The sequence below is a fragment of the Paraburkholderia sp. IW21 genome (genome assembly GCF_041321145.1).
Lineage (GTDB): Bacteria > Pseudomonadota > Gammaproteobacteria > Burkholderiales > Burkholderiaceae > Paraburkholderia.
In genome coordinates this window covers 582,483-594,564 of the sequence record NZ_JBGGWA010000004.1, presented here as the reverse complement: position 1 = coordinate 594,564, position 12,082 = coordinate 582,483, and the positions used below count along the sequence as shown (strand labels likewise).

The 12,082-nt window shown below is 61.9% G+C and carries 10 protein-coding genes; 1 reads left to right on the top strand and 9 read right to left on the bottom strand.

The annotated features are described in order from the left end of the window. Window positions 1-132: 132 nt before the first annotated feature. The 8 genes from ACAX43_RS13230 to ACAX43_RS13195 all read right to left on the bottom strand — a co-directional run bounded on the left by ACAX43_RS13230 (window position 133) and on the right by ACAX43_RS13195 (window position 8,842). On the bottom strand, window positions 133-1,410 hold the full coding sequence (locus tag ACAX43_RS13230; RefSeq protein ID WP_370708861.1) for a dienelactone hydrolase family protein: 1,278 nt from the start codon (window positions 1,408-1,410) through the stop codon (window positions 133-135). A gap of 584 nt (window positions 1,411-1,994) precedes the next feature. Next, complete coding sequence (locus tag ACAX43_RS13225; RefSeq protein WP_370708836.1) at window positions 1,995-2,444, bottom strand: YchJ family protein; 450 nt, start codon at window positions 2,442-2,444, stop codon at window positions 1,995-1,997. 7 nt (window positions 2,445-2,451) lie between these two features. Next, a complete protein-coding gene (locus ACAX43_RS13220) occupies window positions 2,452-3,582 on the bottom strand; it encodes an acyl-CoA dehydrogenase family protein (protein ID WP_370708835.1) in 1,131 nt (376 codons plus the stop codon). Window positions 3,583-3,606: 24 nt separating this feature from the next. Then, on the bottom strand, window positions 3,607-4,284 hold the full coding sequence (locus ACAX43_RS13215; RefSeq protein ID WP_370708834.1) for an SDR family oxidoreductase: 678 nt from the start codon (window positions 4,282-4,284) through the stop codon (window positions 3,607-3,609). A 39-nt stretch (window positions 4,285-4,323) separates the two neighbouring features. Next, a complete protein-coding gene (locus tag ACAX43_RS13210; protein WP_370708833.1) occupies window positions 4,324-5,517 on the bottom strand; it encodes an acetyl-CoA C-acetyltransferase in 1,194 nt (397 codons plus the stop codon). Between the two features lie 7 nt (window positions 5,518-5,524). Beyond that, window positions 5,525-6,301: a carbonate dehydratase gene (gene can, locus ACAX43_RS13205; RefSeq protein ID WP_370708832.1), complete on the bottom strand. Its 777-nt coding sequence runs from the start codon at window positions 6,299-6,301 to the stop codon at window positions 5,525-5,527. 94 nt (window positions 6,302-6,395) lie between these two features. Continuing rightward, window positions 6,396-8,225 (bottom strand): bifunctional isocitrate dehydrogenase kinase/phosphatase, encoded by a 1,830-nt coding sequence (gene aceK / locus ACAX43_RS13200; RefSeq protein WP_370708860.1) that lies wholly within the window; start codon window positions 8,223-8,225, stop codon window positions 6,396-6,398. A 212-nt stretch (window positions 8,226-8,437) separates the two neighbouring features. Further along, on the bottom strand, window positions 8,438-8,842 hold the full coding sequence (locus ACAX43_RS13195; RefSeq protein ID WP_370708831.1) for a MerR family DNA-binding transcriptional regulator: 405 nt from the start codon (window positions 8,840-8,842) through the stop codon (window positions 8,438-8,440). A 188-nt stretch (window positions 8,843-9,030) separates the two neighbouring features. Between ACAX43_RS13195 and ACAX43_RS13190 the strand changes: the two genes are divergently transcribed. Then, the gene (locus ACAX43_RS13190; protein ID WP_370708859.1) at window positions 9,031-10,104 is read left to right on the top strand and encodes an MBL fold metallo-hydrolase; all 1,074 of its coding nucleotides are present in this window, start codon (window positions 9,031-9,033) and stop codon (window positions 10,102-10,104) included. A 155-nt stretch (window positions 10,105-10,259) separates the two neighbouring features. On the opposite strand, the gene ACAX43_RS13185 is transcribed toward ACAX43_RS13190, so the two are convergent. Then, entirely contained in the window at window positions 10,260-11,846 is a 1,587-nt protein-coding gene (locus tag ACAX43_RS13185) for an ABC transporter substrate-binding protein (protein WP_370708830.1), read from the bottom strand. Window positions 11,847-12,082 lie beyond the last annotated feature (236 nt).

Here is a 12,082-nt window from a genome sequence, read left to right as displayed (position 1 = left end):
TTGCAGCCGGCAAAGAGAAGTAAGTGCCGCCCCGCACAGGGGCAACGCCAATAGACCACTAACAATTCAAGGAAAGGCCAAAGCCACAGGCAACCAGACAACAAGCGCCGAGCAGGCAAAAAAACCAGCCCCTTATTCCCGACTAGCAATAGCCGGCCGCCCCGCGGCACCGCCAGCAGAAGAATCACCACTAGCCGTCTGCGAAGACTGCGCGCTCCAGACAACGGCGTTATCCACCGCATACAACCGGCAAGGCGCCGAACTCTGCTTCTGGCAATTAGCAATGGCCACCGACATCGGATTATCGCCACCTTCCGCCCACGACCAGGCCCCCGTATCCGAGACAGCAAAAGCGCGGCTAGGATACTGATGCAAGAAGTTGCGATACCCGTTACGTCCGGCTTCATCGACAAACGGGACAGAGTCGACTGCATCGACAGCAGCAAAGCCGCTCGCCTTCGGCGCTGAAGGATCATCGACCCGATATTGAACGCCGGTAGGCATCCCCGCCTGAGCGAGAAACGCTTCGACCGCCGGCCACCACACATGCACGCCATCACGATCGCCCACGAGCCGATGCGCGTCATTCTTGTAGTCGCCGAAATCCACCATCCTGGCGCTCGCACCGTGCGCGGCATACGCGGCATACATGCCGGCCACCAGCGGCGCCGTCCACACCGAATCGTTATCGCCGTACAACCACAGCGACGGCACCTTGGTCTTCTCGCCATACGCGCCGAATGCGCGCGTCAAGTTGCCCTGCCAGTCGGTGCATGTGTCCTGCCGCAAACCGCCCGAGAAATTGATCAGGGCCCGCACGCCCGGCGCAGCCTCGGTGCCGTAGGCCATTGTCGCGAGACCGCCGTGCGAGGTGCCGGCCACCACGATGTGCGCCGCATCCACGTACGGCTGCTTCGACATGTAGTCGATCGTCGCAGCCACGTCGCCGGCCTGGCCGATGCCGTTGCGTTCGACGTCGCAACCATCCTGCTGATAAGTGCCGCCCGAATGACCGAAACCCTGGCGGTTCGGCGCCACCACCACATAACCGCGGCGCACGAATTCGCGTGCGAACGGCAACGGGTCGCTGCGCTCCTGCCTGCGCGGGTCGCCCGCAATCTTGCCGTGGTTGAAAACGATCATCGGAAACGGGCCTGCGCCGTCCGGTTTGTAGATCGTGGTTTCGAGCGTGATCGTGCCGGCAGCGTCGACCGGCACGCGGATGATCTTTTCGTTAAGGCCGGCAGTAGGCAGATAGGCGTCGTCGTCGAGTGCAATGCGCGGCACGTGTGCGAGGGTGAGCGGCCCCGCCTGGGTGTCGGCGAGCGGGGAGGCATGCGCGAGCACGACAGCGCACATCGCTGTTGCACACATCAGGGCACACTTCGCCAGAACCTTGCTGAACACCATTGACGCACCTGCCTCAAAAATCTGCCCTGAACACCGTGATGCCTGTTTGTCGAAAGTCATTTATGACGTTCGCCTTTCATCGGGGTTTTCGACAAACAAAAACACACTCGCGTACGTAATGCGCCAAGCGCATGCACGCCAATCGAGATCGCACGGGATGAACCCAAACGGCCGACGCGACCCCACGCGCCGATGATGAGCGCCACACATGCTGCCGGGAACCGCCGCCGAACCCACACTTTCTGGTTATCGGCAGGATGCCTGCGCATCTTGCGGATCCGATATCGACCGGTTCTCGCAATGTGGCGTCATGAAGCTACGGCCTCATCCTGGCACGACAATTTTGTTTTGTGCAATCAAGGAGAACCCGCGACGAAAAAATTGCCGTGTGCGGATCCAGGCTCGTGGGCCCGGCTGGAGGCTTCAAAGCGACTGCCTCGCGGTGCTCGGCCACGCGAAGCAATTCGTCGCGGCACACGCGCTGTGGCGTCGAGCCAACACGAAAAAAGGCCCTCTTTTGAGGGCCATATGTGAAGACGACGCGATAGGTGTGGCTGCGTCGTGTCAGGCGGTGAAGGTGCGGCTTATTCGCTCACATCGCCATCGACATAGCGCCAGCGTCCGTCTTCGCCGCGTACGAAGCGACTCAGTTCGTGCAGACGGTGGGCGCGGCCGCCCACCTTGTATCGTGCGACGAATTCAACCGTCGCATGCTCGGCGTCGGTTTCTGCAAAGGTCTTGATCTGCAGTCCGAGCCAACGCGCTGCACCGGGCGCGGCGGGGTCCGCGTCGAGATCGGCGGGGCAGGTGCGCGGCACCCATGTGGCGCGCAAATAATCCGTTGCGCCCAGAACATACGCGCTGTAACGCGAGCGCATCAGTTCAAGCGCGCGCGGCGCGGCTTCGCCGCCGTCGATATAACGGCCACAGCATTGCGCGAAGGGGGGCGGTTTGGCGCCGCTGCGCTGATTCGGCGCAGCGCCGCCGCATGGGCAGTCGGAAGGTCGTTGCGTAGTCAACAAGGGCGCATTCATCAGACGTTCAGGCAATGCCGCGAGCGATCAGGATCTTCTGGATGTCGCTGGTGCCTTCGTAGATCTGGCACACGCGCACATCGCGATAAATCCGTTCGACTGGGAAGTCGCTCAGATAGCCATAACCGCCATGAATCTGCAAGGCCGCCGAGCAGATGCGCTCGGCGGCTTCCGAGGCAAACAGCTTGGCCATTGCGGCTTCGGTCAGGCAAGGCTGGCCGGCATCTTTCAACGAAGCTGCGTGCCAGATCAATTGGCGCGCGGCTTCGAGTTGGGTCGCCATGTCGGCGAGGCGGAATTGCACGGCCTGGTGCGAAAACAGTGGCTGGCCGAAGCTCTCGCGTTCCTTCGCATAACTCAGCGCCGCCTCGAATGCGGCACGCGCCATGCCGACGCTTTGCGCCGCGATACCGATGCGGCCGCCTTCGAGCCCCGATAGCGCAATCCGATAGCCTTCGCCTTCCGCGCCGATCAGATTCGCGGCCGGCACCCGGCAATCCTCGAAGATGATTTGCGCGGTGTCCGACGAATGCTGGCCGAGCTTTTCCTCGACCCGCGCGACGACATAGCCCTTCGTATCGGTCGGCACGATAAACGCGCTGATGCCGCGCTTGCCCGCCGCCTTATCGGTCACTGCCATCACGATCGCGACGTTGCCGTTCTTGCCGCTCGTGATGAACTGCTTGACCCCGTTCAGCACGTACGCGTCGCCATCGCGTGTCGCGGTGGTGCGTAGCGCGGAGGCGTCGGAGCCCGCTTGCGGTTCGGTCAGACAAAACGCGCCCAGCATCTCGCCGCGCGCGAGCGGCGTGAGCCAGTCGCGCTTCTGCGCGTCGTTGCCGTACGTCAGCAGGATGCTGCACACCGGGCAATTGTTGACGGATATCGCGGTCGAGGTGCCCCCGTCGCCTGCGGCGATTTCTTCGAGGATCAGCGCGAGCGCCAGTGCGTCCATGCCGGCGCCGCCGTACGCTTCGGGCACCAGCACGCCGTACGCGCCGAGTTCGGCGAGCTGGCAATGCACGTCTTTCGGGAAAGTGCGCTCGCGATCCCATTGCGCCGCGTGCGGCGTAACCGCTTCGCGGACGAACGTGCGCACCGCATCGCGGACCATCACGTGATCCTGATCAAGCACCATGGCTCAGTCTCCTCATTCGTCATTTCACCAGTCGAGTGGCGTTCCGTCGTACTGATAGAAGCGGCCGTTGAACGAGTCGTGCGCGGCTGCGGCCTGCGCGAGTACTTCACGCATGCCGGTCACACTGCGCGCAGGGTCGATCGCCGCCTGGGCGCCGCCCATGTCGGTGCGCACCCAGCCGGGATGCAGCGAGATGCACGTTGCGCGATTTGCTTCCAGCGACGCGATCTTCAACGCATCGTTCAGCGCCGCCTTGCTCGCGCGATACAGCCAACCGCTCGTGCCGCTTGCGTCGCTGATGCTGCCCATCTTGCTCGAGAGCACCGCGAACACGCCACCGGCTTCTTCGACCAGCGGCAACAGGATCGGCATCAATTGCATCGGACCGCGCACGTTGGTGCTCATCACGTGGTCGAAGTCTTCGGCGGTGATCGTCTCGATGCCTTCGGTGCGCGGTCCGTACACGCCCGATACCAGCACCGCCGCATCGAGCCGTTCGCCGTCGAGCTTCCAGCCGAGCGCGCCGATTTCTTCGGGCGAGGTCACGTCGAGTGAAAAGGTTTCCGCGCCGAGTTCGTTCAACGCATCGAGCGCGGCGCCGTCGCGCGCGGTGGCGAGCACTCGCCAGCCGCTCTTCTTGTACTGCCGCACAAACTCCTGACCGATGCCGCGCGAGGCACCGACGATCAACACTGTCTTCATCGAATCACCTCGAGCCTGCAAACGCCTTGAAACAACGCGTTAAACCAGTTCAATCCCCATCGCGGTCGCTTCGCCGCCGCCGATGCACAGCGTCGCGACGCCGCGCTTCAGGCCGCGCTTTTTCAGCGCGCCGATCAGCGTGACGAGAATCCGCGCGCCCGATGCGCCGATCGGATGGCCGAGCGCACACGCGCCGCCGTTCACGTTGACCTTGTCGTGCGGCAGATGATGTTCCTTCATCGCGGCCATGGTGACCACCGCGAATGCTTCGTTGACCTCGTACAGATCGACTTCGTCGGCGCGCCAGCCGTTCTTCTCGAACAGCTTGCGAATCGCACCGACCGGCGCGGTGGTGAACTTCGCCGGCTCCTGCGCGAAGGTCGAATGACCGACCACGCGCGCGATCGGCTCGACGCCGAGACGCTTCGCGGTCGATTCACGCATCATCACGAGCGCCGCGGCGCCGTCTGAAATCGACGACGAGTTCGCCGCCGTCACCGTGCCGGTCTTGCTGAACGCGGGCTTGAGCGTCGGAATCTTGTCGAGGTTCGCTTTGAACGGTTGCTCGTCGTGATCGATGGTCACGTCGCCCTTGCGGCCTTCCACTTTCACGGGCGCGATTTCCCATGCGAACGAGCCGTCTTCGTTCGCGCGCTTCGCACGATTCAGGGACTCGATGGCGAATGCATCCTGCGCTTCGCGCGTGAAGTCGAACGACGCCGCGCATTCCTCGGCGAACGTGCCCATCAAACGGCCTTTTTCGTAGGCGTCTTCGAGGCCGTCGTAGAACATGTGATCGATCACCTGGCCGTGGCCCATGCGCATACCGTTACGCGCTTTCGGCAACAGGTATGGCGCATTCGTCATGCTCTCCATGCCGCCCGCGACGATCACGTCGACCGAGCCCGCGGCCAGCATGTCGTGCGCGAACATCGCCGCGCGCATGCCGGAGCCGCACATCTTGTTGACGGTCGTGCTGCCGGTGGCGAGCGGCAAGCCGGCGCCGAGCGCGGCCTGGCGCGCGGGCGCCTGGCCGAGGCCGGCGGGCAGCACGCAGCCCATCACCACTTCGTCGATCTGCCCGGGTTTCAGGCCGGCGCGTTGCACGGCGGCTTCGATCGCAACCGAGCCCAACTGCGGCGCGGTCAGCGAAGCGAAATCGCCCTGAAATGCCGCCATCGGCGTACGGGCAACGCCCACGATCACAATCGGATCAGACTTTGTCTCATTCATGCGAGCCTCATTCATGTTTAAGCTCCTTGATCACACCTTCGACGATGGCCGGCACATCGCCGAGCTGGGCCGCATCGGCGGCGACCACGTCGTTGTCCGCCTGATGCGCGCGGCTTGCCGACACGGCCGCGACGCACTTCTGATAGATGGCATCGAGCCCCGTCGGCTCGCTAACCGTCATGCCGAGGCTGCGCACCTTGCCGTCGTGCACGCCATACGCCCAGCCATGCACGGTCAGTTCCTGGCCGCGCGCCCACGCATCATTGACGATGGTGGTCCGGCATACGTTCATGACCTGCTCGATCGCATTCAGTTCGACCAGCCGCCGGTGGCGCGCTTCGCCGAGCGGCCAGTCTTCGAGCAGCGCGGCATGTTTGGTACGCACGTCCTGCACGTGATGCAGCCAGTTGTCCGCGAGCCCCACGCGACGGCCATGCAGCGCCGCGCCGACGCCCGAGCAGCCATAGTGGCCGACCACCATGATGTGCTTGACCTTCAGCAGATCGACAGCGAACTGGATCACCGACAAGCAGTTCAGATCCGAATGCACCACCACGTTGGCGATATTTCTGTGCACAAACACTTCGCCAGGTGGGAGGCCGATGATCTGGTTGGCCGGCACGCGCGAATCGGAACAACCGATCCACAGATATTCGGGCGTCTGCTGGTGCGCGAGACGTGAGAAGTACTCTGGGTCTTCGGACAGCTTGCGGGCCACCCACGCTTCGTTGTTGTCGAACAGATGAGCGAGCGGATGGGGAGCGGGAGATGCGTTCGGGTTCATGGTGAGTCTGGGAGGTTGCTCGACCGATTGACCGGTCGATGTCGTTACATAAGGTTCGGACGATGCACTCAAGGATGCGCGCGGCGGATGATGTTCATGCCACGCGCACGGTGCGCTCGTCTGCCTGGGTATCCGATATGCCGGAAGCCGTATCGGCGAATCGTTCCGGATAGCGGATGCAAAAGCGCATGCTGCTGTCGTACGGGAAAAAGTCGGGCAGTTCACCTTTCAATAGATGATCCTTGTGCCGTTGCCACAGCGCAGGATCGAAAAAATCCGCGTGATGCTGCATGAAGGAACGGCGCACGCGTGGATCGCCGAGCAAAAACGTGCCATAAGTCTCCGGGAAGATGTCGTGCGGGCCGACCGAGTACCACGGCTCGCCGGACATTTCGTCTTCCTCGTTACGTGGCGCCGGCACCGCGCGCACGTTGCAATCGGTCAGATATTCGATTTCATCGTAGTCGTAGAACACGACGCGGCCATGACGCGTCACGCCGAAGTTCTTGTACAGCATGTCGCCAGGGAAGATGTTCGCCTGCATCAATTCTTTTATCGCGTTGCCGTATTCCTTGATGCCGTGATCGACATCTTCGTCGCTGCCGGCTTGCAGGAACAGATTGAGCGGCACCATCCGGCGTTCGATATACATATGGCGAATCACCAGGTTGTCGCCGTCGTGTTCGATCAGCGACGGCACTTCCTTTTCGAGTTCGCGCACGAGCGCTTCGTCGAGCCGCGAGACGGGCAATGCGACGCTCGAATACTCGAGCGTGTCGGCCATGCGGCCCAAACGGTCGTGCCGTTTGACGAGCTGATACTTTTCCTTGATCTGCGCGCGGGTGGTGTCCTTCGGCGGCGGGAAGTGGTCTTTGATCAGCTTGAATACGTAGGGAAACGAAGGCAGTGTGAACACCAGCATCACGAGCCCCTTGATGCCGGGCGCGACGATGAACTGATCGCTCGAATGCGACAGGTGGTGCAGGAGATCGCGATAGAACAGATTCTTGCCCTGCTTCTGCAAACCGACCGACGTATAGATTTCCGCCTTCGGTTTGCCCGGCATGATCGTGCCGAGAAACTCGACGCATGCGGACGGCACTTCCATATCCACGAGGAAGTAAGAGTGCGAGAAGCTGAAGATGATCAGCAACTGCTCGCGTTTGAGCAGCACGGTATCGAGGGCGAGCACGCCAGGCTTCACGTGACGCAGCGGCACCGCGAACGGCAACAGCAAATCGCCGTTGATGATCCGTCCGACGATATACGCTGCCTTGTTCCGGTAGAACAGCGACGAGAGCACATGAATCTGGAAATTGGGCGCTTCGTCGAATTCGCCGAACGCATCGAGGATCGTCTGCATCACGCACGCGACGTCGCGCTTCAGGTCTTCAAACGGCGGCTCCAGCTGGAAATTCGTCACGATGCGCTCAAGCGTCGCGGCGAGACCATCCTTGCCTGGGTAATACGCGCGATAGGTCGGCTTCGCGGCCGGTTCGTCGTTCTCGATGTATTCGGTCGAGATCGCCGGGCGTACGAAAATGAAGTCGTTGTTGAAATACGAACGGTGCAGGATCTTGCAGCACACCGAGTTGAAAAACGTCTCCGCGCACTCGGGCTGGCGGTGCGTGGTCAGGAGGCCGATGTAGTGCAGCTTGATCTGCTGCCACACTTCGCTGTCGATGTTCTCGGCGTCGTATTCGTCTTCGAGCAGTTCGACGCATTCCTCGACGCGATCGTCATACGAAGTGATGCGCTCGCGGGCGAGTCCTTGCAGAGCGTGCCAGTCGCCGGCTTCAAAAAGCGTTTTGGCATGGATCGCGGCGTCGCGGAAGATCCGGTAATGCCGATCGAATCCTTCGAGCATCGTCTGTGCGACGTCAAAGCCGATCTGCGACGACAGCAGTTTGGGGAAGTGATTCATGTCGACCGTGCATTCGTCCCATGTCGTGAAGACACCCGTGATTGTATCGTCCGGGTGGGCCCGCGACGCATCGCGCCGCTCGACTCGTGCCTTGGCGTCTCTTTGACGTTGCAAGGCGTTCGCCGACTTTCAGACTATCTCCGCTCAATGCCTCAGTTTTGCACGCCTTATCCGGCGCAACTTTCAGCAAAAAATAGTTGCCGGGTCTCGGCCTAGGCAGACTTGGTTTCGCGTGCGCCGTTTTCCAGCAGTCCCCGCGCTTGGGCTTCGTATTGTGCGAGGTCTTCGAGCGTCGCGTTCAGGTCTTCCAATTGACGTTCGAGCACGTCGCGATGGCGCGCCACCGTGGCAAGGAATGCGTGCAGTTGCGGCACGGTGTCGGTCGGCGACTCGTACACATCGAGCAGGTCGCGGATTTCCGACAGCGTAAAACCGAGCCGTTTGCCGCGCAGCGTCAGCTTCAGGCGGGTGCGGTCGCGGCCCGAATAAACTCGCCGCAAACCGCCCGATCCCTCGCGGCTCGGGGCGAGTAAACCCTGGTCTTCGTAGAAGCGGATGGCACGCGGCGTGACGTCGAATTCCCGCGCGAGCTCGGTGATCGTGTATTGCGTGTTCATCGGGGCATCCCGTAGCCGGGCGGAAAATCGGATTGAACGATAGAATCGACGTTTACGTTATCGTCAACCTGATCGAAACGCAACCACGGCGCAATACGGTACCGGTATGCCACACCTGTGCCGCAACCACGCCGCCCGGCATCGCATACCTGGCCATGCCGGACGGCCGACGGAGGAAGACACCCACAATGAATGCACTCGAACATCAACTCGACTATCCGTTCAACGACACGCTGCCGGACGCGGGGAGCGCGATGGAAGTCGCGCCCGGCGTGTTCTGGCTGCGCATGCCGCTGCCATTCGCCCTCGACCACATCAACCTGTGGCTGCTACGCGATGAAATCGACGGTCAGCAGGGCTGGACAGTCGTGGACTGCGGTATTACGTCGGACACGATCAAGGCGAACTGGGAGAAGGTGTTCGACACGCTGCTCGACGGCCTGCCGGTGCTGCGCGTGATCGTCACGCATTGCCATCCGGATCACATCGGCCTCGCGCACTGGGTGTGCACCGGCGGCGACAAGAAGCGCTGGGACGCGCGGCTGTGGATGACGCTCGGCGAGTACATGCAGGCGCGCGTGATGGCAGCCGGCGACGGCTCGAACGCAGGCGGCGAGGCGGCGGCGCGGCATTTCGCGCGTCATGGTTTGAACGATCAGGAGTCGCTTGAGAAGCTGCGCAATCGCAGGAGCTATTACTCGAGTCTCGTGCCGGCGATTCCCGGTCAGTATCGTCGCCTGCGCGAAGCCGATGGCGTGAAGATCGGCGGCAAGACGTGGCGGGTGGTGACGGGCTTCGGCCATTCGCCGGAACACTGCGCGTTGCATTGCGAAGAGACCGGCACGCTGATTTCCGGCGACATGGTGCTGCCGCGCATTTCGACCAACGTGTCGGTGTTCGATATGGAGCCGGAGGGCACGCCGCTCGCGCTGTATCTGGAATCGCTCGGTCGTTATGAAACGATGCCGGAAGACACGCTCGTACTGCCGTCGCATGGCAAGCCGTTTCGCGGCGTGCGCACGCGCATCAGGCAACTGCGTGAGCATCACGACGCGCGTCTGGCTGAAGTGCGCGAGGCCTGCGCCGAGAAGCCGCAGAGCGCCGCGGATATCGTGCCGCTGATGTTCAAGCGCCAGCTCGACATCCATCAGATGACGTTCGCGCTGGGCGAAGCGCTGGCTCACTTGCATCTGCTGTGGCTCGCGGGCGAGTTGAGGCGCACGCAGGATGCGGATGGCGTGATCCGGTTTTCGGCCGCTTAGTCCTGCGGATAGGCGCTCAGAAGGGCAAGAGTCGAAATGTTGAAGCGAGACTCGCTCACAAGTCGCGAAACCAAGTCCGGAGCAGAACCCGGAGCATGAAAAAAGCCCGGTGCAACGCATCCGGGCTTTCATTCCTCTCATTTGGCCAAGCAATCCTACTGCACCGCCACCGTCCCAAAGTTCTGCCGTCCAAACGGACTCACGTGGTACCCGCTCACGTTCGTGCGTGTGATCGCGGCAGCAGTCGGATAACCCAGCGGAATCCACAGGGCCTGATCGTGAATGATCTGCTGCGCCTGTTCGTACGCTTTCGCGCGTTTGGCCTGCTCCGGTGTCGCCTTGCCGTCGGCGATCAGCTTGTCCAGATCCTGATCGCAGAAGCGCGCGAAGTTGATCCCCGACTTCACCGCGTTGCAACTGAAGAGCGGCGACAGATAGTTGTCCGGATCGCCGTTGTCGCCGGCCCAGCCCATGAATAGCGTGTCATGCTGGCCAAGCTTTGCCTGCTTGATCAACTCGCCCCATTCGATCACCTTGACGTCCGCCTTCACACCGATCTTCGCGAAGTCGGCTTGCAGCAGTTCAGCGCCGGCTTTCGGATTCGGATTCAGCACGCTGCCGTTCGGACGCACCCAGATCGTCGTTTCGAAGCCGTTCGGATAGCCCGCGTCCGCGAGCAGTTTCTTTGCCTTGACCGGATCGTACGGCCACGCCTTCACGGCTTTGTCGTAGCTCCACGTGTTCGGCGGATACGGGTTCACGGCTGGCGTCGCGGTGTTGTCGAAGATCGCCTTCAGATACGTAGTGCGGTCGAACGCCATGTTCAGGGCGGCGCGCACCTTCTGGTTGTCGAGCGGCTTCTTCTGCGTGTTCAGCGCGACGAACGCGGTCATGAACGCCGGCGTCTGCACGATGGCGAGCGACTTGTCGCTCTTCGCTTCGGCGAGATCCTGCGGCTTCGGCGACAGCGCGATCTGACATTCGCCCGACTTCACCTTTTGCGCGCGCACCGTGGCGTCCGGCGTGATCGCGTAGATCAGGCGGTCGATCTTGGGTTTCGGGCCCCAGTAGGTCGGGTTCACGTCGTAGCGGATCACCGCGTCTTTCGTGTAGCTCTTCAATTCGAACGGACCCGTGCCGATTGGCTTCGCGTTCAGATCGACCTGTTTACCGGCCTTGAGTAGCTGGTCGGCGTATTCAGCCGAATAGATCGACGCGAAACCCATCGTCAGGATCGAGACGAAGGTCGCATCCGGCGCGTTCAGTTCGAACTTGACGGTGTTGTCGTCGACCTTGGTGATCGATTTGATGAGCTTCGGCAAGCCCATCGATTGCGCATGCGGGAAGCCGCTCGCGCCCGTCACCTTGTGCCACGGGTTGCTGTCGTTGAGCATGCGGTCGAACGTGAAGACGACGTCGTCGGCGTTCAGTGCACGGGTGGGTTTGAAGTAGTCGGTGGTCTGGAACTGTACGTTCGGACGCAGATGGAATGTATAGGTCAGGCCGTCGGCGCTTACGTCCCATTTGTCAGCCAGCGAGGGCACCACCTTCTTCGCGGCCTCGTCGTACGAGACCAGCGAATTGAAGATCACGTCGGCCGACGCATTGGTCGTGACGAGCGAATTGAACTGTACGACATCGAAGCCGTCGGGGCTCGACTCGGTACAGACGGTCAGCGGTTTGGCGAGCACGAGCGCGGGCACCGTGAACAGTACGGCGGCTGCGAGCAGTTTGAAGTGCATAGGATCTCCCATAACAAGCGCAGTCAGGCAGTGCGTCTGGTTGTGTGGTTATGTTCCGTTGACGGGGACGGGAGCCGGCGGTCTACGGCCGGCGTGGCCGTCGTCTTTATTGTGATACGTTTCCGGCGCAGGCGCATGGTTTCGATGCCGCGGCACCTGCGCGTCCCGGCCTTCGCGAAAGCTTATCGAAGGGTGGTTGCGGCGGCAACAATTTAATCTGCATATCCATATGGGCT

Coding starts and splice junctions, on each gene's coding strand:
- ACAX43_RS13230 (WP_370708861.1), bottom strand. CDS start 1,410: ATGGTGTTCAGCAAGGTTCTGGCGAAGTGTGCCCTGATGTGTGCAACA.
- ACAX43_RS13225 (WP_370708836.1), bottom strand. CDS start 2,444: ATGAATGCGCCCTTGTTGACTACGCAACGACCTTCCGACTGCCCATGC.
- ACAX43_RS13220 (WP_370708835.1), bottom strand. CDS start 3,582: ATGGTGCTTGATCAGGATCACGTGATGGTCCGCGATGCGGTGCGCACG.
- ACAX43_RS13215 (WP_370708834.1), bottom strand. CDS start 4,284: ATGAAGACAGTGTTGATCGTCGGTGCCTCGCGCGGCATCGGTCAGGAG.
- ACAX43_RS13210 (WP_370708833.1), bottom strand. CDS start 5,517: ATGAATGAGACAAAGTCTGATCCGATTGTGATCGTGGGCGTTGCCCGT.
- can (WP_370708832.1), bottom strand. CDS start 6,301: ATGAACCCGAACGCATCTCCCGCTCCCCATCCGCTCGCTCATCTGTTC.
- aceK (WP_370708860.1), bottom strand. CDS start 8,225: ATGAATCACTTCCCCAAACTGCTGTCGTCGCAGATCGGCTTTGACGTC.
- ACAX43_RS13195 (WP_370708831.1), bottom strand. CDS start 8,842: ATGAACACGCAATACACGATCACCGAGCTCGCGCGGGAATTCGACGTC.
- ACAX43_RS13190 (WP_370708859.1), top strand. CDS start 9,031: ATGAATGCACTCGAACATCAACTCGACTATCCGTTCAACGACACGCTG.
- ACAX43_RS13185 (WP_370708830.1), bottom strand. CDS start 11,846: ATGCACTTCAAACTGCTCGCAGCCGCCGTACTGTTCACGGTGCCCGCG.